This is a genomic window from Lysinibacillus fusiformis (assembly GCF_016925635.1).
GTDB lineage: Bacteria > Bacillota > Bacilli > Bacillales_A > Planococcaceae > Lysinibacillus > Lysinibacillus fusiformis_F.
This window is the reverse complement of the sequence record NZ_CP070490.1, coordinates 2,066,700-2,089,134: the sequence shown is the minus strand read 5'-3', so window position 1 is coordinate 2,089,134 and position 22,435 is coordinate 2,066,700. Positions and strand designations below refer to the sequence as shown.

The 22,435-nt window shown below is 41.9% G+C and carries 11 protein-coding genes, 17 tRNA genes and 3 rRNA genes; 2 read left to right on the top strand and 29 right to left on the bottom strand.

Going from position 1 to position 22,435, the window contains the following annotated elements; genetic code table 11:
* Nucleotides 1-71: 71 nt before the first annotated feature.
* The 29 genes from JTI58_RS10285 to hutH form a co-directional block, all read right to left on the bottom strand.
* Nucleotides 72-1,118 (bottom strand): nitric oxide synthase oxygenase, encoded by a 1,047-nt coding sequence (locus JTI58_RS10285; protein WP_205446499.1) that lies wholly within the window; start codon nucleotides 1,116-1,118, stop codon nucleotides 72-74.
* Nucleotides 1,119-1,766: 648 nt separating this feature from the next.
* Nucleotides 1,767-1,838, bottom strand: a tRNA-Glu gene (locus JTI58_RS10280).
* Nucleotide 1,839: 1 nt separating this feature from the next.
* A tRNA-Asn gene (locus JTI58_RS10275) sits at nucleotides 1,840-1,916 on the bottom strand.
* A gap of 7 nt (nucleotides 1,917-1,923) precedes the next feature.
* A tRNA-Ile gene (locus tag JTI58_RS10270) sits at nucleotides 1,924-1,997 on the bottom strand.
* A 4-nt stretch (nucleotides 1,998-2,001) separates the two neighbouring features.
* A tRNA-Gly gene (locus JTI58_RS10265) sits at nucleotides 2,002-2,075 on the bottom strand.
* Between the two features lie 5 nt (nucleotides 2,076-2,080).
* A tRNA-Phe gene (locus tag JTI58_RS10260) sits at nucleotides 2,081-2,156 on the bottom strand.
* Between the two features lie 6 nt (nucleotides 2,157-2,162).
* A tRNA-Ser gene (locus tag JTI58_RS10255) sits at nucleotides 2,163-2,255 on the bottom strand.
* 13 nt (nucleotides 2,256-2,268) lie between these two features.
* A tRNA-Ala gene (locus JTI58_RS10250) sits at nucleotides 2,269-2,344 on the bottom strand.
* Nucleotides 2,345-2,360: 16 nt separating this feature from the next.
* Nucleotides 2,361-2,437 (bottom strand) — tRNA-Pro (locus JTI58_RS10245).
* Nucleotides 2,438-2,452: 15 nt separating this feature from the next.
* Nucleotides 2,453-2,529, bottom strand: a tRNA-Arg gene (locus tag JTI58_RS10240).
* A gap of 18 nt (nucleotides 2,530-2,547) precedes the next feature.
* A tRNA-Lys gene (locus tag JTI58_RS10235) sits at nucleotides 2,548-2,620 on the bottom strand.
* A gap of 13 nt (nucleotides 2,621-2,633) precedes the next feature.
* Nucleotides 2,634-2,708, bottom strand: a tRNA-Gln gene (locus JTI58_RS10230).
* A gap of 9 nt (nucleotides 2,709-2,717) precedes the next feature.
* Nucleotides 2,718-2,793: transfer RNA gene (locus JTI58_RS10225), tRNA-His, on the bottom strand.
* Nucleotides 2,794-2,836: 43 nt separating this feature from the next.
* Nucleotides 2,837-2,910: transfer RNA gene (locus JTI58_RS10220), tRNA-Trp, on the bottom strand.
* A gap of 4 nt (nucleotides 2,911-2,914) precedes the next feature.
* Nucleotides 2,915-2,998 (bottom strand) — tRNA-Tyr (locus JTI58_RS10215).
* 7 nt (nucleotides 2,999-3,005) lie between these two features.
* Nucleotides 3,006-3,081, bottom strand: a tRNA-Thr gene (locus tag JTI58_RS10210).
* Between the two features lie 8 nt (nucleotides 3,082-3,089).
* A tRNA-Asp gene (locus JTI58_RS10205) sits at nucleotides 3,090-3,165 on the bottom strand.
* Between the two features lie 4 nt (nucleotides 3,166-3,169).
* A tRNA-Val gene (locus tag JTI58_RS10200) sits at nucleotides 3,170-3,245 on the bottom strand.
* Nucleotides 3,246-3,256: 11 nt separating this feature from the next.
* Nucleotides 3,257-3,372, bottom strand: a 5S ribosomal RNA gene (gene rrf / locus JTI58_RS10195).
* Between the two features lie 65 nt (nucleotides 3,373-3,437).
* Nucleotides 3,438-6,365, bottom strand: a 23S ribosomal RNA gene (locus JTI58_RS10190).
* Nucleotides 6,366-6,546: 181 nt separating this feature from the next.
* Nucleotides 6,547-8,098 (bottom strand): 16S ribosomal RNA (locus JTI58_RS10185).
* The 16S, 23S and 5S rRNA genes sit together here with 17 tRNA genes alongside, the layout of an rRNA operon.
* A 410-nt stretch (nucleotides 8,099-8,508) precedes the next feature.
* The gene (locus tag JTI58_RS10180) at nucleotides 8,509-10,362 is read right to left on the bottom strand and encodes an SLC13 family permease (protein ID WP_205446498.1); all 1,854 of its coding nucleotides are present in this window, start codon (nucleotides 10,360-10,362) and stop codon (nucleotides 8,509-8,511) included.
* A 164-nt stretch (nucleotides 10,363-10,526) separates the two neighbouring features.
* Nucleotides 10,527-11,141, bottom strand: a complete 615-nt coding sequence (gene nadD / locus JTI58_RS10175; RefSeq protein ID WP_205446497.1) for a nicotinate-nucleotide adenylyltransferase — start codon at nucleotides 11,139-11,141, stop codon at nucleotides 10,527-10,529.
* Between the two features lie 25 nt (nucleotides 11,142-11,166).
* Nucleotides 11,167-12,636, bottom strand: a complete 1,470-nt coding sequence (locus tag JTI58_RS10170; RefSeq protein WP_205446496.1) for a nicotinate phosphoribosyltransferase — start codon at nucleotides 12,634-12,636, stop codon at nucleotides 11,167-11,169.
* A 19-nt stretch (nucleotides 12,637-12,655) separates the two neighbouring features.
* Nucleotides 12,656-13,210, bottom strand: coding sequence for a cysteine hydrolase family protein (locus JTI58_RS10165; RefSeq protein WP_205446495.1), 555 nt, complete (start codon nucleotides 13,208-13,210; stop codon nucleotides 12,656-12,658).
* An 84-nt stretch (nucleotides 13,211-13,294) separates the two neighbouring features.
* Entirely contained in the window at nucleotides 13,295-14,095 is an 801-nt protein-coding gene (locus JTI58_RS10160; protein WP_205446494.1) for an NUDIX domain-containing protein, read from the bottom strand.
* A gap of 152 nt (nucleotides 14,096-14,247) precedes the next feature.
* Nucleotides 14,248-15,525 carry an imidazolonepropionase gene (gene hutI / locus JTI58_RS10155; protein ID WP_205446493.1) on the bottom strand — a complete coding sequence of 426 codons (1,278 nt, stop codon included), beginning with the start codon at nucleotides 15,523-15,525 and terminating at the stop codon, nucleotides 14,248-14,250.
* Nucleotides 15,522-17,192: a urocanate hydratase gene (gene hutU, locus JTI58_RS10150; protein WP_205446492.1), complete on the bottom strand. Its 1,671-nt coding sequence runs from the start codon at nucleotides 17,190-17,192 to the stop codon at nucleotides 15,522-15,524. The genes hutI and hutU overlap by 4 nt, the downstream gene beginning before the upstream one ends.
* 165 nt (nucleotides 17,193-17,357) lie before the next feature.
* A complete protein-coding gene (gene hutH / locus JTI58_RS10145; RefSeq protein WP_205446491.1) occupies nucleotides 17,358-18,872 on the bottom strand; it encodes a histidine ammonia-lyase in 1,515 nt (504 codons plus the stop codon).
* Nucleotides 18,873-19,156: 284 nt separating this feature from the next.
* Here hutH and JTI58_RS10140 point away from each other — a divergent pair, with 284 nt between their 5' ends.
* Nucleotides 19,157-20,611: a helix-turn-helix domain-containing protein gene (locus JTI58_RS10140; protein ID WP_205446490.1), complete on the top strand. Its 1,455-nt coding sequence runs from the start codon at nucleotides 19,157-19,159 to the stop codon at nucleotides 20,609-20,611.
* 297 nt (nucleotides 20,612-20,908) lie between these two features.
* Nucleotides 20,909-22,414, top strand: a complete 1,506-nt coding sequence (locus tag JTI58_RS10135) for a catalase (protein WP_205446489.1) — start codon at nucleotides 20,909-20,911, stop codon at nucleotides 22,412-22,414.
* Nucleotides 22,415-22,435: the final 21 nt, after the last annotated feature.

Here is a 22,435-nt window from a genome sequence, read left to right as displayed (position 1 = left end):
GCCCTCTCCTCAACATGTAATTTGGAAATTAATTTTCAAAATTATTAGGAAAGTAAACATCTCCTTTACTGCTAATAGCACGGCTTTTGATAAAAATAATTTGGTGTATGATATATATTTACATAGGGTTTATGGAATATATGAGTCGTTGCAGGCGAAAGTGGCGGGATTAACCATGTCCAGTTGCCTGTAACTTCTCTTTCTGCTGATTTTTCTGCTTCCTCAAACAATTTAAATTGCTGAGCCGCTGTATGGTGATCAACAATGCTCACACCATCTTCTTTAAATGAGTGAAGAACAGCAATATTAAGTTCCACTAATGCACGATCACGCCAAAGAGACGCTTGTTTGGTTGTATCAAGATTAAAAATTTCTGCAATAGCAGGTAGCATGTTATAGCGCTCATGATCTGCTAAATTGCGTGCACCGATTTCTGTTCCCATATACCAGCCATTAAATGGAGCAGCTTGAAAATCAATACCCGCCATTTGAAAACGCATACTCGAAATTATGGGTACGGCATACCATTTCATCCCTAACTTCTCCACATCCACTGACTCTGGATGGCGGATTGAGACCTCTACTATATATTCTTCAGGGATTACATACATTTTGGGAGCGCGATCATCCACCTGTATAATGAGTGGTAGCACATCAAAAGCCGTTCCTTTACCTTTCCATCCCAGAGATTTACATACTTTTGTAAACTCAATGGATTGCGAATCTCCAATAACGCCTGCTTCTGTTTCATAGCCTGCATAACGGATAAGTTGATGATTCCAAATCCTTACTCTATCTGAAGCAAACACTGTTATAGTTGGACGGATCTTCCCACAATTTGTTGCATAATCAATATGTTCTAGTAATTTTTGAAAAATATCCTGTTCATCTAAAACATCACGTGCATCTACCACATGCAGTGACTGCCAAAATAGACGTCCGATACATTTATTGCTATTACGCCATGCCACTCTTGCACCAAAAACTAGCTCCTCAGTTGTTGGGTAATATTCACCTGCATTTTCAACTTCCTGTAATCTATTCTTTAACCAAAGTTCTGATTTATTTTGTTCTGTCTGGTATAAACTTAAAAATTGCTGTATCTCCTGTATATTCATATCGATTCCTCCACTTATCCTCATATTAGAGGAACAAAACGACAAGCACCATGAAAATAGTACTTGAAAAAACATACATATTTTATATATGAAATAGTTTGTTCAAATTTAATCTGTAGATTCTCTTTCGTAAAGAGAATCTACATAGTGTTGAAAAACAAAACTAACAATAGAATTTTTGTGAAAGGTGAAAATGGTTTCCGTTGCAGGCTACTTGCTTTCCTGTGGGCGAGCGCCGAGCCGCTTCCTCCGCTCCCGCTCCGTGCAGGGGCTCGCCTGTCTCGCTATCCCACGGGAGTCAAGTAGCCCTCCACTCCAACCTACAAAATGTTTACTTTTTTAGCAAAGATTTTCAAATAAAGTGAAGGTCTTCACTACCCTTTATGAAGGGGTGTTGTCACTATTGCACATGGTTGATTGGAGTGGAGCCAGCGTCACAGATGAGACACTGGAGTGAACGCAGTGAGGGAAACGGCTCATCGGACATCTCTTGGAAAGGACGCTGACGGAACGGGAATCAACCCCTCGCCTTGCCAAAAGCTCTTTTTCTGCTATTGTCATGATCTTTTTTCAACAACATGAAAAAGGAGAATGTACTTAAAGGAAATAGAAAAAAGCATGTAACACACATCTGTGCTACATGCTTGATGACCCGTACGGGATTCGAACCCGTGTTACCGCCGTGAAAGGGCGGTGTCTTAACCACTTGACCAACGGGCCGTGGCTCCGAAGGCAGGACTCGAACCTGCGACAACCTGATTAACAGTCAGGTGCTACTACCAACTGAGCTACTTCGGAATAATGATGGGCCTAAATGGACTCGAACCATCGACCTCACGCTTATCAGGCGTGCGCTCTAACCAGCTGAGCTATAGGCCCATTTTGGAGCGGGTGATGAGAATCGAACTCACGACATCAGCTTGGAAGGCTGAGGTTTTACCATTAAACTACACCCGCAATAATGGTGGGTCAGGACGGAATCGAACCGCCGACACTTAGAGCTTCAATCTAATGCTCTACCAACTGAGCTACTGACCCGGAAAATGGAGGAGGTAGAGGGATTCGAACCCCCGCGCGGTGTTACCCGCCTGTCGGTTTTCAAGACCGATCCCTTCAGCCAGACTTGGGTATACCTCCAAAAATATTAAAATGGTGGAGCCTAGCGGGATCGAACCGCTGACCTCCTGCGTGCAAGGCAGGCGCTCTCCCAGCTGAGCTAAGGCCCCATTTTATCATGAAAGATGGTCGGAATGACAGGATTCGAACCTACGACCCCTTGGTCCCAAACCAAGTGCTCTACCAAGCTGAGCTACATTCCGTAAACGTGAATTTATTGGCGCGCCCGACAGGAGTCGAACCCATAACCTTCTGATCCGTAGTCAGACGCTCTATCCAATTGAGCTACGGGCGCATATTAATTAAAAAACGATGAGCCATGAAGGACTCGAACCTTCGACCCTCTGATTAAAAGTCAGATGCTCTACCAACTGAGCTAATGGCTCGTAAAATAAAAAATGGCTGGGGTACTAGGATTCGAACCTAGGCATGACGGAATCAAAATCCGTTGCCTTACCGCTTGGCTATACCCCAATTTTGAAATGGGGCGACTGATGGGAATCGAACCCACGAATGTCGGAACCACAATCCGATGCGTTAACCACTTCGCCACAATCGCCACTATAAAATAATAGCTATATATGAACGAGTACCTCAATACCTGGCAGGGGCAGTAGGAATCGAACCCACACCAAAGGTTTTGGAGACCTCTATTCTACCGTTGAACTATGCCCCTAAAATGGTGGAGGGGGACGGATTCGAACCGCCGAACCCTAAGGAGCGGATTTACAGTCCGCCGCGTTTAGCCACTTCGCTACCCCTCCAAGGGAATGGTGCCGGCGATAGGAGTCGAACCCACGACCTACTGATTACAAGTCAGTTGCTCTACCAACTGAGCTACACCGGCAATAATAATGGCGGTCCCGACCGGGATCGAACCGGCGATCTCCTGCGTGACAGGCAGGCATGTTAACCGCTACACCACGGGACCATAATGGTGGAGGATGACGGGCTCGAACCGCCGACCCTCTGCTTGTAAGGCAGATGCTCTCCCAGCTGAGCTAATCCTCCACAAAAAATAAGCGAAGCGATGTCCTACTCTCACAGGGGGAAACCCCCAACTACCATCGGCGCTAAAGAGCTTAACTTCCGTGTTCGGTATGGGAACGGGTGTGACCTCTTTGCCATCATCACTTCACTTATTCAGTTGAAAGACTTATTCTTTCAAAACTGGATAAACGTGCATTGAATGGTTCAAACGTTTTGGTTAAGTCCTCGATCGATTAGTATTCGTCAGCTCCATGTGTCACCACACTTCCACCTCGAACCTATCTACCTCATCGTCTTTGAGGGATCTTACTTACTTGCGTAATGGGAAATCTCATCTTGAGGGGGGCTTCATGCTTAGATGCTTTCAGCACTTATCCCGTCCACACATAGCTACCCAGCGATGCCTTTGGCAAGACAACTGGTACACCAGCGGTGTGTCCATCCCGGTCCTCTCGTACTAAGGACAGCTCCTCTCAAATTTCCTACGCCCACGACGGATAGGGACCGAACTGTCTCACGACGTTCTGAACCCAGCTCGCGTACCGCTTTAATGGGCGAACAGCCCAACCCTTGGGACCGACTACAGCCCCAGGATGCGATGAGCCGACATCGAGGTGCCAAACCTCCCCGTCGATGTGGACTCTTGGGGGAGATAAGCCTGTTATCCCCGGGGTAGCTTTTATCCGTTGAGCGATGGCCCTTCCATGCGGAACCACCGGATCACTAAGCCCGTCTTTCGACCCTGCTCGACTTGTAGGTCTCGCAGTCAAGCTCCCTTGTGCCTTTACACTCTACGAATGATTTCCAACCATTCTGAGGGAACCTTTGGGCGCCTCCGTTACCTTTTAGGAGGCGACCGCCCCAGTCAAACTGTCCGCCTGACACTGTCTCCTGCCCCGCTAAGGGGCATGGGTTAGAATTTCAATACAACCAGGGTAGTATCCCACCGACGCCTCCTTCGAAGCTGGCGCTCCGAGATCTCTGGCTCCTACCTATCCTGTACAAGTTGTACCAAAATTCAATATCAGGCTACAGTAAAGCTCCACGGGGTCTTTCCGTCCTGTCGCGGGTAACCTGCATCTTCACAGGTACTATAATTTCACCGAGTCTCTCGTTGAGACAGTGCCCAGATCGTTACGCCTTTCGTGCGGGTCGGAACTTACCCGACAAGGAATTTCGCTACCTTAGGACCGTTATAGTTACGGCCGCCGTTTACTGGGGCTTCAATTCGCAGCTTCGCTTGCGCTAACCACTCCTCTTAACCTTCCAGCACCGGGCAGGCGTCAGCCCCTATACGTCACCTTACGGTTTTGCAGAGACCTGTGTTTTTGCTAAACAGTCGCCTGGGCCTATTCACTGCGGCTCTCATGCGCTTGCACGCTCAAGAGCACCCCTTCTCCCGAAGTTACGGGGTCATTTTGCCGAGTTCCTTAACGAGAGTTCTCTCGCACACCTTAGGATTCTCTCCTCGACTACCTGTGTCGGTTTGCGGTACGGGCACCTCTCACCTCGATAGAGGCTTTTCTTGGCAGTGTGAAATCAGGAACTTCGTCCATACGGACTCGCCATCACAGCTCAACGTTACAGTGTGCGGATTTGCCTACACACACGCCTTACTGCTTGGACGCGCATATCCAACAGCGCGCTTACCCTATCCTACTGCGTCCCCCCATTTCTCAAACGGTGAGGAGGTGGTACAGGAATATCAACCTGTTGTCCATCGCCTACGCCTATCGGCCTCGGCTTAGGTCCCGACTAACCCTGAGCGGACGAGCCTTCCTCAGGAAACCTTAGTCATACGGTGGACGGGATTCTCACCCGTCTTTCGCTACTCATACCGGCATTCTCACTTCTAAGCGCTCCACCAGTCCTTCCGGTCTGACTTCAACGCACTTAGAACGCTCTCCTACCACTGACATCGTAGATGTCAATCCACAGCTTCGGTGAATCGTTTAGCCCCGATACATTTTCGGCGCAGCGTCACTCGACCAGTGAGCTATTACGCACTCTTTAAATGATGGCTGCTTCTAAGCCAACATCCTGGTTGTCTGTGCAACGCCACATCCTTTTCCACTTAACGATTACTTTGGGACCTTAGCTGGTGGTCTGGGCTGTTTCCCTTTTGACTACGGATCTTATCACTCGCAGTCTGACTCCCGTGTATAAATATCTGGCATTCGGAGTTTGTCTGAATTCGGTAAACCGGGATGGCCCCCTAGTCCAAACAGTGCTCTACCTCCAGTATTCTCATCACGAGGCTAGCCCTAAAGCTATTTCGGAGAGAACCAGCTATCTCCAAGTTCGATTGGAATTTCTCCGCTACCCACACCTCATCCCCGCACTTTTCAACGTGCGTGGGTTCGGGCCTCCAGTAAGTGTTACCTCACCTTCACCCTGGACATGGGTAGATCACCTGGTTTCGGGTCTACGACCACGTACTACTTCGCCCTATTCAGACTCGCTTTCGCTGCGGCTCCGCCTTCTAAAGCTTAACCTTGCACGTAATCGTAACTCGCCGGTTCATTCTACAAAAGGCACGCTATCACCCATTAACGGGCTCTAACTACTTGTAGGCACACGGTTTCAGGATCTCTTTCACTCCCCTTCCGGGGTGCTTTTCACCTTTCCCTCACGGTACTGGTTCACTATCGGTCACTAGGTAGTATTTAGCCTTGGGAGATGGTCCTCCCGGATTCCGACGGAATTTCACGTGTTCCGCCGTACTCAGGATCCACTCAGGAGAGAACGAACTTTCGACTACAGGGCTTTTACCTGCTCTGGCGGACCTTTCCAAGTCGCTTCATCTAACTCGCTCTTTTGTAACTCCGTATTGAGTGTCCTACAACCCCAAGAGGCAAGCCTCTTGGTTTGGGCTCTTCCCGTTTCGCTCGCCGCTACTCAGGGAATCGATTTTTCTTTCTCTTCCTCCAGGTACTTAGATGTTTCAGTTCCCTGGGTCTGCCTTCAAGACGCTATGTATTCACGTCAAGATACTACGCGATTAAACGTAGTGGGTTCCCCCATTCGGAAATCTCCGGATCAAAGCTCACTTACAGCTCCCCGAAGCATATCGGTGTTAGTGCCGTCCTTCTTCGGCTCCTAGTGCCAAGGCATTCGCCGTGCGCCCTTAATAACTTAACCAAGTTATTAAGCCTATAAAAAAACTTAAAAAAAAAATGTGTTTGTTACAATTTCAATGTCGTTTTATCCAGTTTTCAAAGAACAAGTTTTGAAGTGTTTCATTCAGAAGAATGAACCTTCAAAACTGAACGCAAAACGTAATCTTACAAACCCAAGGTTTGTATTCCGAAATAATCCTTAGAAAGGAGGTGATCCAGCCGCACCTTCCGATACGGCTACCTTGTTACGACTTCACCCCAATCATCTATCCCACCTTCGGCGGCTGGCTCCAAAAGGTTACCTCACCGACTTCGGGTGTTACAAACTCTCGTGGTGTGACGGGCGGTGTGTACAAGGCCCGGGAACGTATTCACCGCGGCATGCTGATCCGCGATTACTAGCGATTCCGGCTTCATGTAGGCGAGTTGCAGCCTACAATCCGAACTGAGAACGACTTTATCGGATTAGCTCCCTCTCGCGAGTTGGCAACCGTTTGTATCGTCCATTGTAGCACGTGTGTAGCCCAGGTCATAAGGGGCATGATGATTTGACGTCATCCCCACCTTCCTCCGGTTTGTCACCGGCAGTCACCTTAGAGTGCCCAACTAAATGATGGCAACTAAGATCAAGGGTTGCGCTCGTTGCGGGACTTAACCCAACATCTCACGACACGAGCTGACGACAACCATGCACCACCTGTCACCGTTGCCCCCGAAGGGGAAACCATATCTCTACAGTGGTCAACGGGATGTCAAGACCTGGTAAGGTTCTTCGCGTTGCTTCGAATTAAACCACATGCTCCACCGCTTGTGCGGGCCCCCGTCAATTCCTTTGAGTTTCAGTCTTGCGACCGTACTCCCCAGGCGGAGTGCTTAATGCGTTAGCTGCAGCACTAAGGGGCGGAAACCCCCTAACACTTAGCACTCATCGTTTACGGCGTGGACTACCAGGGTATCTAATCCTGTTTGCTCCCCACGCTTTCGCGCCTCAGTGTCAGTTACAGACCAGATAGTCGCCTTCGCCACTGGTGTTCCTCCAAATCTCTACGCATTTCACCGCTACACTTGGAATTCCACTATCCTCTTCTGCACTCAAGTCTCCCAGTTTCCAATGACCCTCCACGGTTGAGCCGTGGGCTTTCACATCAGACTTAAGAAACCACCTGCGCGCGCTTTACGCCCAATAATTCCGGACAACGCTTGCCACCTACGTATTACCGCGGCTGCTGGCACGTAGTTAGCCGTGGCTTTCTAATAAGGTACCGTCAAGGTACAGCCAGTTACTACTGTACTTGTTCTTCCCTTACAACAGAGTTTTACGAACCGAAATCCTTCTTCACTCACGCGGCGTTGCTCCATCAGGCTTTCGCCCATTGTGGAAGATTCCCTACTGCTGCCTCCCGTAGGAGTCTGGGCCGTGTCTCAGTCCCAGTGTGGCCGATCACCCTCTCAGGTCGGCTACGCATCGTCGCCTTGGTGAGCCGTTACCTCACCAACTAGCTAATGCGCCGCGGGCCCATCCTATAGCGACAGCCGAAACCGTCTTTCAGTGTTTCACCATGAGGTGAAACAAATTATTCGGTATTAGCCCCGGTTTCCCGGAGTTATCCCAAACTATAGGGTAGGTTGCCCACGTGTTACTCACCCGTCCGCCGCTAACGTCGAAGGAGCAAGCTCCTTCTCTGTTCGCTCGACTTGCATGTATTAGGCACGCCGCCAGCGTTCGTCCTGAGCCAGGATCAAACTCTCCATAAAAGAAATTTGATTAGCTCAAATTGTTTTGCTGGCATCAATTTTGATGTCCAAAATTTTTGTTTCGTTCACTCGCCGAAGCTAGCTACTTAAAACTTTATTGATTACGTTTTGCTTGTTCAGTTTTCAAGGTTCATGTTTTGCTTTGTTTTAGCGTGTCACCCTGGCGACTTTTATAATACTACACCCTTATTTTAAAAAGGTCAACACTTTTCAAGAAAAAAATTTAACTTTTTTATTATCAAAGAAAAACTTCCTATATTAATAACTGCAAAAAGGATGATTAAAAAAATCTACTCCATAAGCTAGTTCAATGTTATACCGCTAACTAAAAAATAATTTTATCATAATTTCCTACAAAAAAATAATAGATCTTTTTATAAAACAAAAAACTCGGTAGAGAAACCGAGTTTTTAAAATGGGAAAAAGAATGGGATGGCGATCATCATGACAATAAACATAACAATTTGTAATGGTACCCCTATTCTTACAAAATCCATAAATTTGTAGCCCCCTGCCGTCATTACCAATGCATTAGTAGGGGAAGCAATTGGCGTAGCAAACGCCATACTTGCTGCGACTGCTACTGCAATCATAAATGTTGTGGGACTAACCTCCATTGCAATGGCAGCACTCATGGCAATCGGTGCAAACAATACAGCAGTTGCCGTATTACTAATAAATTGACCAAAAATGGCTGTCAAAATATAAACGCCTATAAGCACGCCGTATGGTCCGAAATCACCTAAGGCATTAATAATACCATCGGATAAAATGGTCATGCCTCCTGTTTTTTCTAACGCTGTCGCCATTGGCAACATGGCAGCCACTAGCACAATACTTTCAAAATTCATATTGCTGTAGGCATCTTCCATGTTTCTCAAGCAGCCTGTTAAAATCATAAGTACGGCACCTATCATTACAGAAATTACAGCAGGGAAAATTTCAAATGCCATCAAAATAATCATGAACAACATAATAATCCCTGCAATTCCAGCTTTGCCTGTAGCTGCTGCTACACTTGCGTGTTCTTTCGGCTGCCCGACAACCACGACATCCTGAGTTTCTCTTGCTAATAAAAGAATTTCATCCCATGCTCCCTGAACTAATATTGCATCTCCAAATTTTAATTTGTGAGACACCATATCCTGAAGCTTATATCCACCCTTGCGATTAATGCCAATGATATTTAAATTATATTTTTCTCGGAATCCGAGAGAGCTAACCGTTTCATTGATAAAGCTCGAATTGGGTGTGAGCAATACCTCCGCAATGCCAAGATGCTTCGATACCAGTTCATCGGCTTCCCCTTCTACTAACCCTTGCATCTCAAGATGATAATCCTCAACAAAACGACGAATATCCTCTACCTCTCCTTGAACGTATAGCTCGTCCTTAGCATGAATGACACTAGTTGGGCCTGCCATTTCTTGATAAGTCATAGGTAGTAAATTAATACCCTCTTGTGATTTACGATGAATTTTCATCATACAGAGCATATACTTAGCTGGCAGTTTTAATTCTGCTAAAGAGGTTTCAATAATAGGTGACTCATCAGGAACAGAGATTTTAAATAGACGATTATTTAAGTCATATTGCTTAATAATTTTCTTTGGTGAAAGTTTATATCCTTCATTGGTTTGTGTACGGTTTTGATCCTTTGGTAATAGAACATTCCTTACAAGCACTAAATAGGTAATACCTGCAATCATCCCCACAATACCAATAGGGGTCACTTCAAAAAAGCCAAGCTTGTTATAGCCTCGATCAACCAATAACTGACTGACAATTAAATTGGTTGGTGATGCAATCAGTGTCATTAGACCAGAAAGACTTGCTACATAGGAGAGTGGTAGTAGAAATTTAGAAGGACTAACTTTCATACTAATCGCTATACTTACAACGATCGGCATCATTAATGCTACAGTACCTGTATTACTCATAAAAGCACCAACAGATCCTACAATAATAAGTAGTAGCACAAATAGCTTCAGCTCACTATTGCCCGACCATTTAAGCAAAAGTTGCCCTGCCATTCCTGCCAGGCCAGTGCGTAAAATTCCTGCACCTACGACAAATAACCCTGCAATCATTAAAACTACAGAGTTTGAAAAGCCAGCTAATGCCTCTGTTGGCGTTAGAATATCCATAATGACAAAAGCTAAAAGTGACACAATGGCTACAAGATCTGCTCGTATTTTATTGGTCACAAATGTGAAAATTGTTGCTCCTAAAATAAGAAATGTTAATGTAAGCTGCACACTCATGAATTCCTTTCTAACATTAATCATTAATAATTATTAACGACGAAAAAATTATACTCCATTGCTATTTTTATTATAGCTTACCCTGAGCCACATATGATAAAATTCACCATCTTTTCAAAATTAAAAAAGTGTGGCACGTAACCACACTTTTAAACTTTCTTTCATTATTTTAGATAAAGATGATGCTCTTTAATATAGTTGTAACAAGCAGTAGGCAAGAGGTATCTTGGTTCTCCCCCCATAGCAAATTCTTCACGAATATAGGTAGAGCTAATCTCCATCGCTAGCCCTTTATCTATAAGATGGAATCTTCCATCATCATTATTTCTTAAAATAGGGGAGCGACTAATGGTAGATAGCATATCGATGCCATGTCTTGCCATTACAATAAATTTATTTTCCGCTACTAATGCGTCGCCCTTTCTCCATAACCCTGCACCAATATCCACTAGTAAATCAGCACCCATTATAAAATGGACCTCATCTTCTGGGTTCTTTTCTCTAAAGTATTTCATGGTGTCATATGTGTAGATATTCCAGCCTTCTTGATCCATTTCATAGGAATCTGCTATAAAACGATCGTCTTTAGCAATGGCTAACTGAAGCATATTCCAACGATGTGTATCGGCTGTTTTGATGGTTTTATCTTTGCGTTTATTTGAACAAGGCAAAAAAATAACTTTATCTAACTTACAACGGTGCGCGACAGTGCTTGCTGTCCAAAGATGAACATTGGTAATAGGATCAAATGATGAACCATAAATGCCTATTCTCGCCATCGTCTCTACCTCCTACCAGCTACTTTTAAAATTTCGAATTCATTCCTTGTGAAACCTTTTCTTTTATTGATTGTATGCTTGCCATTTTATTGTCCCAACATGCTTGACTTAAATCGACTGGATATTCTTCAGGATTCATTGTTCGTTTGTATTCACACCACAGTAAATGTAAATTTTCCTTTACATATTTTTGTGTTTCTTGAATAGTTGGCTCCTCATAAACAAGATTTCCGTTTTCTACGATGCTTTCATGTAACTCCTTTGCCGTAAAATTCGTAACAAATTTACTAATATACGTATGAATAGGGTGGAACATTCTCAATCTTTCTTCTTGCTGTATGTTTTCACTATCTAATGCAATATAATCTCCTTCAGCATGACCATTCTCTGTATTAATAATACGGTAAACACGTTTACGTCCTGGGGTAGTTACTTTCTCAGGATTTGCTGAAATTTTAATGGTATCTACCATTTCTCCACTTTCGTTTTCTATGGAAACTAATTTGTATACTCCACCAAGAGCTGCTTGGTCATAGGCTGTAATCAGCTTAGTTCCGATTCCCCAAGCATCAATTTGCGCCTCTTGCGACTTTAAATGCATGATTGTATATTCGTCTAAATCATTCGAAGCCATAATTTTAGCTGCTGTAAATCCTGCAGCATCTAGCATTTTTCTTGCCTGTTTTGAAAGATAGGCTAAATCGCCACTGTCTAAACGGATACCAATAAAATTAATTTGATTTCCTAGCTCCTTCGCTACACGGATAGCATTAGGAACGCCAGAACGTAGTGTGTCATAAGTATCTACTAAGAAAACACAGTCTTTATGTGCTGCTGCGTATTTTTTAAACGCAGTATACTCATCTCGATAGGTTTGAATCATCGCATGGGCATGTGTTCCTGACACAGGAATGCCGAATAATTTTCCTGCTCTTACATTGCTTGTTGAAGAGAGTCCGCCTATATAAGCAGCACGAGTTCCCCAAATAGCAGCATCAAATTCGTGTGCGCGTCTGGTACCAAATTCCATTACAATATCCTCACCTGTCACTTGTTTGATACGTGAAGCCTTTGTCGCAATCAGCGTTTGGTAGTTCACGATATTTAACAAGGGCGTTTCAATTAATTGGGCTTCTGCTAATGGGGCTTCTATTCGTAGGATAGGCTCGTTGGCAAAGACAAGTTCTCCTTCTCTCATCCCCTTAATGCTCCCTGTAAACTTAAGCTCTTGAAGGTATTGAAGAAAATCCTCTGGATACTGCCCCTCTTCTCGTAAATATTGAATATCACTTTGAGAGAACCCAAAGTTATTTATAAAATCAATAACCTTTTTTAAGCCAGCAAATACCGCATAACCATTGCCAAATGGAAGTTTTCTAAAATATAGCTCAAAAACAGCTTGACGTTGATGAACATCATCTTGCCAATAAGTTTGCACTATATTAATTTGATATAAATCTGTGTGTAACATGAAGCTATCATCCGCATATTTCATATTTTCCCCTCCATTCATGTCAAATAACAGTAGCACCTAGTGTATGCTCGAAATGATTCAATGCCCACTCATGTCCTGTTTGATTAAAGGAGGCGACAGCATTTTTATGAATGACGATATCGAACCCTTTATTATAAGCATCTACTGCTGTATGAAGAACACAGATATCTGTACAAACGCCGATTAAGTGAAGCTCAGTAATTCCTCGTTCACGTAATTTCAATTCTAAATCTGTTCCTGCAAAAGCAGAATAACGCGTTTTATCAATGTAATAGACGTGATCTTGCTCTTTATTTGCTTCATATAATGGTTTTAATGCACCATACAAATCTCTCCCCTTTGTATTTCGAATATTATGTGGTGGGAATAGCTTGGTTTCTGGGTGGTATACATCCCCTTGTTCATGAACATCAATTGCAAATACTGTAAAATCACCACTCTTGATAAATTCCTTTGTTAAATCAACATTTGCATGTTCGAGCAGCTGCCCAGGCTCTCCACAAGTAAGAGCTCCATCTGTCGCAACAAAATCCACTGTATAATCAATATTAATTAATGCGCGTTTTTTCATCATCGTATTATCACTCCAATTTATTAATTAGTAATACTAAAATTACAAATTACTTCATTTAAAGCAATCAGGAAAGATGTCTCTTTCCTAATGATATATGGACTCCACGATTTCAAAATCATTGAATGTATAAAGTTGTGAAGGCCTAAATGAATTTCGCTTCGTTTTCTTTGGGTTACCTTCCTCATCCAACACTTTTTCGATAAAAGGTAATTTAGGTGCTTTTGTAAAAAATACTGAATCATTTGATATCCGGGGATCTTCTCCAACGGTCAGGAGCACCCGCTGTAATTCAGATAAAGTAAACGCTTGTGGTAAAAAGTTTTTGGCAACAGTTGTTTGTATCATATCCCTTTTAATAAAATGCAACGCATCAGAAATGATTTTTCGGTGATCAAAAGCTAATGGAAGTGTAAATACACTTTCTATGTCAAACAGTTCTACATCATCTGCATCATCATTCGCTTTGCGTTGCTCAATATATGCCTCAGGAACAATGGCATAAAACGCATTCGAAATCATCCAACCGCGTGGGTCTCGATCGATTTCATCGTAAACACCAAAATGTTGAACATGTAAACCTTCTACATTTGTTTCTTCTTTTAATTCTCTCTTTGCTGCAATATAGGCCGTTTCTTTTTGATTGGCATCTACAAAGCCTCCTGGGAGTGCCCATTTCCCTCCTTCAATATTGGGATTTCCAGCTGTATCCTTAGTAGCACGTTTAATTAACATAATCTTTAACGTCATGTTTGGCGGTGCCTTTTCCTCTGTTTTCTCTGAGGTAATTGTAAAAATGGCAATATCTGCTGTATATCCATCGGGTGTTTGATATTTTGAAGAATCGTAATGTGCAAGCACTTCTTCTTCGGTACGGAATTTCGTCATTGTATAACCCCTTTAATAATTACAAGGTTTTAGTAATTTGTAATTCATAAATTACTATTTATAAAAATTATAATCTTTCAACAAAACATTTGCAACTTATTTATAAAAAAAGCATAAATAAAGCATCTCTGCCTTATTTATGCCCATTATTATTATTGATCTTTCAGTAGAATTCCGTTTTGTACAACAACTTCCCCATTTTTGATTACTGTATGTGTATGGTTCATGCCGTAGAAGTATTGCAGCTGCTTGTAATTTTCAACATCAAGTATAAGTACGTCAGCTTTTTTATGTGCTTCAAGGGAACCAATTTGCTCGCCTCGATTTAATGCATATGCCGCATTAATCGTTGTTGCCGTTAATACTTCCTCCAATGTCATACCCATATGCATGCAAGCTAGATTCATAATAAAGGGTAGACTCATTGTTGGAGACGATCCAGGGTTAAAGTCTGTTGATATCGCTACAGGTACTCCTTCGTCAATCATTAGACGCCCTCTTGCGAAAGGTGCACGTAAAAAGAATGCAGTCCCTGGCAGCAATACAGCAATTGTACCCGCTTCAGCCATTTTTCGAATTCCCTCATCAGAAGCAACTAACAAATGCTCTGCCGAAATGGCTCCTACTTCCGCAGCAAGCTCTGCGCCTTGATATGGCTCGATTTCATCCGCATGTATTTTTGGTGTTAAGCCAAGTGCTTTTCCAGCCTCTAAAATGCGTTGAGATTGTTCTGGTGTAAAGACGCCTTTTTCACAAAATACATCATTAAATTCAGCCAACTCTAACTCTGCCACTTTTGGTAGCATATCATGGATCACAACATCCACAAATTCATCCTCACGCCCCTTATAATCACGAGGAACTGCATGGGCTCCCATAAACGTGCTAATGACATCAATATTGTGTGTAGCTTGTAATTCTTTTGCGACCTCTAGCTGTTTCTTTTCCGTTTCCCAGTCCAAGCCATAGCCTGATTTTGCTTCAACTGTTGTTATGCCATGCTTTAAAAATACATCTAAATGCTGCATCGTCTTTTCATATAATTCATCAAAGCTTGTTTCTCGTGTACGCTTTGTTGTAGCATGAATCCCGCCACCTGCATTCATGATTTCCATATAGGTAGAACCATTTAGTCTCATATTAAACTCTTGCTCGCGTGTTCCACCGTGCACTAAATGTGTATGACAATCCACTAAGCCAGGCATAACAATCTTACCAGTAGCATCAATCGTTTCTGCTTTCTTTATTAATTCTGGGAAGTCGGCTTCTAATTGTTCATAAGCTCCAACTGCTACAATCCGCTCTTCCTCAATAAGAACACTACCATTTTCTATTACTGCAATTTCCTGCATTTGTTCTTTTGTACGTGGCCCTTGTGCATTACTTTTTAAGGTAATTACTTCATTGGCATTTTTTATTAGAATGGTCACTTCACATCACCCTTTAACATTGGTATATGGACACCTTTGTTTTTCGCAGTATGAATGGCAATATCATAGCCTGCATCAGCATGACGAGCAACACCCATTCCAGGGTCCGAAACTAATACACGGGCAATTTTTTCGGCAGCAAGCTCTGATCCATCTGCTACTAATACTTGACCTGCATGTTGTGAATAACCCATTCCTACACCACCACCATGGTGTACGCTTACCCAGCTTGCACCACTCGCAGTATTAACAAGAGCATTTAATATTGGCCAATCCGATACCGCATCCGAACCATCTAGCATTCCTTCTGTTTCACGATTTGGTGATGCTACAGAACCTGAATCTAAGTGATCACGACCAAAGACAATCGGTGCTGATAATTCACCATTTGCAACCATTTCATTTACCTTTAATGCAAAACGATGACGATCACCATACCCTAGCCAGCAAATTCGTGCAGGTAACCCTTGCCATTTCACCATTTTTTGTGCCATATAAATCCAATTGACTAGACCCTCATCTTCAGCAAACATCTCTTTCGCCAGTGCATCTGTTTTATAAATATCTTCAGGGTTTCCTGAAAGCGCCGCCCAACGGAATGGGCCCTTTCCTTCACAAAATAACGGACGAATATAGGCTGGTACAAAGCCTGGGAAATCAAAGGCATTTGTCACACCCATTTCTTTGGCATAGGCGCGAATATTATTCCCATAATCAAATACTTCTGCGCCCGCCTCTTGAAACTCTAGCATTGTACGAACATGCTCTGCCATTGTTTCTTTTGCTTTACGCTCATATGTTTTTACATCCTCTTTACGAAGTTTTAGCGCTTCTTCCAAGGTCATACCATTTGGTATATAGCCATTAATCGGATCATGTGCAGATGTTTGGTCTGTCACAAAATCTGGGATAATTCCTCGGTTCAACAGCTCACGATTAACGTCCGCACAGTTCCCAACAAGACCAATGGATGCCGGCTCTTTTTGGTCACGTAATTTATTGACTAAGGCAATGGCTTCATCTACAGTTTCTACAATATAATCACAGTAGCCTTCTTTAATTTTGCGCTCAATGCGAGCACGATCCACTTCAACAACTAAGATTACAGCACCAGCCATTTTCCCTGCTAATGGCTGTGCACCACTCATACCACCCATGCCACCTGTAAGGATGAATTTACCACGTAAATCCGCAGTACCAAATACCTTTTTCCCTGCTTCTACGAATGATAAATAAGTTCCTTGTAAAATGCCCTGAGCACCAATATAAATCCAGCTACCTGCAGTCATTTGACCATACATCATTAAATTTCTTTCCTCTAATTCGTAAAAGTGATCCCAATTTGCCCATGCTGGTACAAGGTTTGAATTGGCAATCAGCACACGAGGAGAATGCTCATGTGTACGGAATACAGCTACTGGCTTTCCAGATTGGATTAATAGTGTCTCATCATTCTCTAATTCTTTTAAAGAAGCAATAATTTGTTCATAGCTTTCCCAGTTACGAGCAGCCTTACCAATACCACCGTAAACAATCAGTTCATCTGGGTTCTCTGCCACCTCTGGGTCAAGATTGTTCATTAACATACGCATTGCTGCTTCCTGTGTCCATCCCTTACACGTTAGCTCATTTCCACGTGGTGCACGAATGTCTGTCTTAAATACCATTAAAAACACGCTCCTTTTCCTATTGAAAGTAATGTGAGTAATACAGCTCTAAAAACACTGAATATTCAGACTTATATATTTAAATAATTTCTAAGCAGAGGCTACTCGGAAGAAAACCGAGCCATGCCTCAACTTTTGCTATTTCATATCAGGATTCAACCAAATTTACACATACTCATTTCCTAAATCATTACTTGATAGTAAATATTTCGCCAATGCTTCAATTTCATCGCCAATTGGTTGATCGGCTAATAATGGTGGACAGAATTCACGCACTTTCTTCAAGAATTTACCTGTAGCTGGCGATAACTGCTCTTCTGCATTGTCTAAATGGATAGCCTGTGATGCACAAATCAATTCGATTGCTATAACGCGTGCAGCGTTGTGAACAATCTGACGTACTTGACGTGCCGAAGTTGTTCCCATACTTACATGATCCTCTTGGTTACCTGATGTAGGAATAGAATCTACACTAGAAGGATGCGCTAAAACTTTATTTTCTGAGACAATGGAAGCTGCTGTATATTGAGCAATCATAAGTCCACATTCAATCCCAGGATTTGTTGCTAGGAACGGTGGTAGCCCTTCATTAAGTTGAGGATTTACCATCCGTTCTGTACGGCGCTCTGAAATATTTGCCCACTCACATACACCTATTTTCAAAAAGTCCATTGCTAAGGCTATTGGCTGTCCATGGAAATGCCCACCCGATAATACCTCCCCACTTTCTAACACAATCGGATTATCAGTTGTAGCATTCATTTCAGTTTGAACCCGGTCCTGTGCGTAGAAAAATGACTGCCAAGAAGCACCATGTACTTGTGGAATACAACGGAGTGAATAAGCATCCTGCATGCGAATTTCACCTTGCTTTGTCACACGTTTACTGCCATCAAGCCACTTACGAATACGCCCACCCACCAGTTCTAATTCTGGATGTGGTCTTACTGCTAAAAGTGCTGGATCAAATGCTGAGGTAATACCCTTTAAAGCTTCCAATGTCAAGCTAGCTGCCATATCCGCTGCAAGCCCAATTCGTTCAGCTTCATTGACCGTTAATACACCTATACCAGTCATAGCTTGTGTACCGTTAACTAGTGCCAGCCCCTCTTTAGCTTGCAGTCTAACAGGTGTTAACTCTGCTCGCTTTAGCGCCTCACTACCACTCATAATTTCTCCGTTAAACTCTGCCTTACCTTCTCCCACTAACACTAATGCCAAATGTGATAAAGGCGCTAAATCGCCACTTGCTCCAACTGAACCTTGTGACGGAACAATTGGATGAACACCTTTATTAATAAAATTCAATAATAGTTGGACAGTTTCCTCACGAATACCAGAAAATCCTCTGGCTAAAGCATTGGCACGTAACACCATCATTGCACGTACAACATCTGTTGGGAATGGTTCACCAACACCTGTTGCATCTGATCGCAATAAATTTAGCTGCAATAGCTCAATATCGTCTTCCTCAATTTTTATATTGCTGAGTTTACCAAACCCTGTATTCACACCATAAATGGTTTGGCCTTCTGCTAAACGTTTTTCAATACGCTCTCTACTTAAACGAATACGTTCTAAACTCTCAGCAGAAAGAGCAACTGTTGCTTGCCCCTTAACGATTTCCTCTATTTGTTGTCTTGTTAATGTATTGCCATCAAGCTCGATAATTGATTTCACATGACATCCCCCTATTCCCTATATGGCTATGTAAATAAATTCTCTTCATTCATTTTTTCGTAATATCTAAAACATCAGTATTAAACTTCTTTTAAGCGTTTTCATAATAAAAGTTGGTTTCTGCTGATGATCAATTACTCTATTTACATTGTACTAACAACCTTTTTCAGAATATAGAGAATTTTAAAAGAGAAAACAAGACTTTTTTCAGATTCCTATGTTATTTTTATTAATATAACCGTACTTTTATATGAAACTAGAATATTTTAAGAAAGGTTGATGGTATGAAGCTGTTATTAATTGATCGAGATCCTACCGACCTAGCAGGTATAAAATGGTTTTTACATACATATTTCCCCGGAGATGTTTTCATTCAAATGTGTACAAGTATTTCAGAGGTGCCTCAAAGTATTCGGCAATTTGAGCCAGATGCCATACTGCTAAATATCGATTTATTTCCTAATAATCGTTTAGCAGCTCTTTATCGCGATTTACAAAAACTTTCCGGTGCGATTTTAGCAATGACAACAGAGCCATTATTTAAAAATGCGTTGAAGGCAATTGATTTACAGGTAGCTCATCTTTTTGTGAAGCCTATTGATTTAGAGCTATTAAAGAAAAAACTCACAGTCATTTCTCTTCGCACACCACAAGTTACGGAAGATGAGCAGGAGACTACGAACGATTCCTTCTATAATCAATTATTTTTAGATAATAAATCTAGCTCAATTGAAACAACGATACATTTTACAATGATTGAACCCGAACATATCGAAACGTTCAGTAAGCTTTACAATTGGCTTCAACAAACACCCATTCACTTTCATATGAAAACCTATCCTCTATCTAATAGAATCGTATGTCTTTTTCAAACAAATGATATAAAGATTGTAGAGAAGGATGTACGTACACTTATGAAGGAATGGCGATTGATTAGTAATAGTTCTTTAAATATCGGGATATATGACGGAACACATACAACCATTAAAGATATGTATACATTAACAAAGCGTGCACTACATCAAAGTTTTTATGAAGGCTTTGGCCATATTTTTTATGCGAGCAAACAATTTGAAACACAGCCCTTTGATCCTTTACTAACACCAGAAGAGCAACAATTATTAATAAGTAGTTTGGAAGATGGGAACTTAGAGGCCGTTAAAACTTTTTTATATCGACTTTCTAATGAAGGCATCTATTACGAGCAAGATGACCTACGTATTCATCTGACGAGTGTCTTAGCACAAATTCGGCGCTTTATGCTGAAATATAAATTACATGAGAAAGCAGTTATCGAACAAAACTATCGTCAGCTATTTCACTTAATCATTGAGCATCCTATATTTTATACGATTCTCAATGGGATTATTTCTTTTACACAGACATTAATTGAATTAGCAAGGGAAGCTCGAATGGAGAAGCGAGCCGATTATGTTGAACTAGCTTTAGAAATAATTGATCAACACTTTAAAGATAGCGCATTGTCTCTTCCCTTTGTCGCTCATAAGCTCGGAATAAGCCCCAATTATTTAAGTACAATTTTTTCAAAGAAGCAAGGCTTGCCATTTCAGCGCTATTTACAGCAAGTAAGAATTCATCATGCCACAAAAATGCTGCTAGAAACAGATTTCGCAATTAGTGAAATCGCTCATTTAAACGGTTTTGATGATCCAAATTATTTCATAAAATTATTTAAGCAACAAATTGGTATTACACCTAACCGATATAGAAAAAATTAAAAGTTTGATTAAAATAATTTTCATTTAGTTGATTTTATTTTCAATAAAGATTTGTTCGATGAAGTCATTATCTTGAACTTTGCCTTACAATTGTTTTTAAAATTGAGATTTGAAAAGATAAATTAAAGTTAAAAACTATGTATAATCCGCATGTCTAGCGCATATATTTATAGTTTATACTTAAATATAAAAATTCTTTAACGATAATTATTACAATGTACTAGCAATTCTATTTTATATTTGTTATAGTTATAGATGAAGAGTTTGACTCACATTTTTTTCAGGAGGTAAACTAATATGACAAATGCAAATGATCGTAGCCGTCGTTTTACAACAGCAGGTGGTGCTCCAGTAGTAAGTAACCATGACTCTATGTCAGCAGGTCCACGCGGCCCTCTTTTACTTCAAGATGTATGGTTAGTTGAAAAATTAGCAAATTTCAACCGTGAAGTAATTCCAGAACGTCGTATGCACGCAAAAGGCTCAGGTGCATTTGGTACTTTTACTGTAACGCATGATATTTCACAATATACAAAAGCGAAAATCTTCTCAGAGATTGGCAAGAAAACAGAAATGTTCGCACGTTTCTCTACAGTTGCTGGTGAGCGTGGCGCAGCAGATGCTGAGCGAGATATTCGTGGCTTTGCCCTTAAATTCTATACAGAAGAAGGGAACTGGGATTTAGTAGGGAATAATACACCTGTATTCTTCTTCCGTGACCCATTACACTTTACAGATTTAAACCACGTGGTAAAACGTGACCCACGTACAAATATGAAAAATGCCAACTCTAACTGGGATTTCTGGACTTCATTACCTGAAGCACTTCATCAAGTGACAATTGTTATGTCTGACCGTGGTATTCCAGCTGGTTACCGCAATATGCACGGTTTTGGATCTCATACGTATAGCTTTATCAATGCTGATAATGAGCGCGTTTGGGTTAAGTTCCACTTCCGTACAGAGCAAGGCATTAAAAACTTAACTGGTGCCGAGGCGAATGAGATTATTGGCCAAGACCGTGAATCTTCACAACGTGATTTATATGAAGCCATCGAAAAAGGCGATTTCCCTAAATGGAAAATGTATATTCAGGTAATGACAGAGGAGCAAGCTCGTGAGCTGCCATACAACCCATTTGATTTAACAAAGGTATGGTATAAAAAAGACTTCCCATTAATTCCTGTAGGTGAGTTTGAGTTAAACAAAAACCCGGACAACTACTTTGCAGAAGTGGAACAAGCTGCATTTGCACCATCTAACATCATCCCTGGTATTAGCTTCTCACCAGATAAAATGTTACAAGGTCGTATCTTTGCCTATGCGGATGCACAACGCTACCGTTTAGGAGTAAACCACTATATGCTTCCTGTTAACGCACCAAAATGCCCATTCCGTACTTTCCACCGAGATGGAGCAATGCGCTTTGACGGCAACCTTGGTTCAACATTAGGCTATGAACCAAATAGCTATGGTGAATGGGAGCATAACTTAGACCATAAAGAGCCTGAATTACGCATTGATGGTCATGCAGGTATTCATGACTTCCGTGAAGACGATAATAATTACTTTGAACAACCAGGTAAACTATTCCGTCTATTGACTGCGGAAGAGCAACAACGCCTATTTGAAAATACAGCGAATGATATGGCTTCTGTTGAAGAATTCATCAAGCGTCGTCACATCCTTCACTGCTATTTAGCTGACCCAGCATATGGTGAAGGTGTTGCAAAAGCGATGGGTCTTTCATTAGAAGGTATGGACCTTACAAACCCATATGTAAAACAACCAACAAACGTTTAATATTCCACTTATTATTGATAT

Coding starts and splice junctions, on each gene's coding strand:
- JTI58_RS10285 (WP_205446499.1), bottom strand. CDS start 1,118: ATGAATATACAGGAGATACAGCAATTTTTAAGTTTATACCAGACAGAA.
- JTI58_RS10180 (WP_205446498.1), bottom strand. CDS start 10,362: ATGAGTGTGCAGCTTACATTAACATTTCTTATTTTAGGAGCAACAATT.
- nadD (WP_205446497.1), bottom strand. CDS start 11,141: ATGGCGAGAATAGGCATTTATGGTTCATCATTTGATCCTATTACCAAT.
- JTI58_RS10170 (WP_205446496.1), bottom strand. CDS start 12,636: ATGAAATATGCGGATGATAGCTTCATGTTACACACAGATTTATATCAA.
- JTI58_RS10165 (WP_205446495.1), bottom strand. CDS start 13,210: ATGATGAAAAAACGCGCATTAATTAATATTGATTATACAGTGGATTTT.
- JTI58_RS10160 (WP_205446494.1), bottom strand. CDS start 14,095: ATGACGAAATTCCGTACCGAAGAAGAAGTGCTTGCACATTACGATTCT.
- hutU (WP_205446492.1), bottom strand. CDS start 17,192: ATGGTATTTAAGACAGACATTCGTGCACCACGTGGAAATGAGCTAACG.
- JTI58_RS10140 (WP_205446490.1), top strand. CDS start 19,157: ATGAAGCTGTTATTAATTGATCGAGATCCTACCGACCTAGCAGGTATA.
- JTI58_RS10135 (WP_205446489.1), top strand. CDS start 20,909: ATGACAAATGCAAATGATCGTAGCCGTCGTTTTACAACAGCAGGTGGT.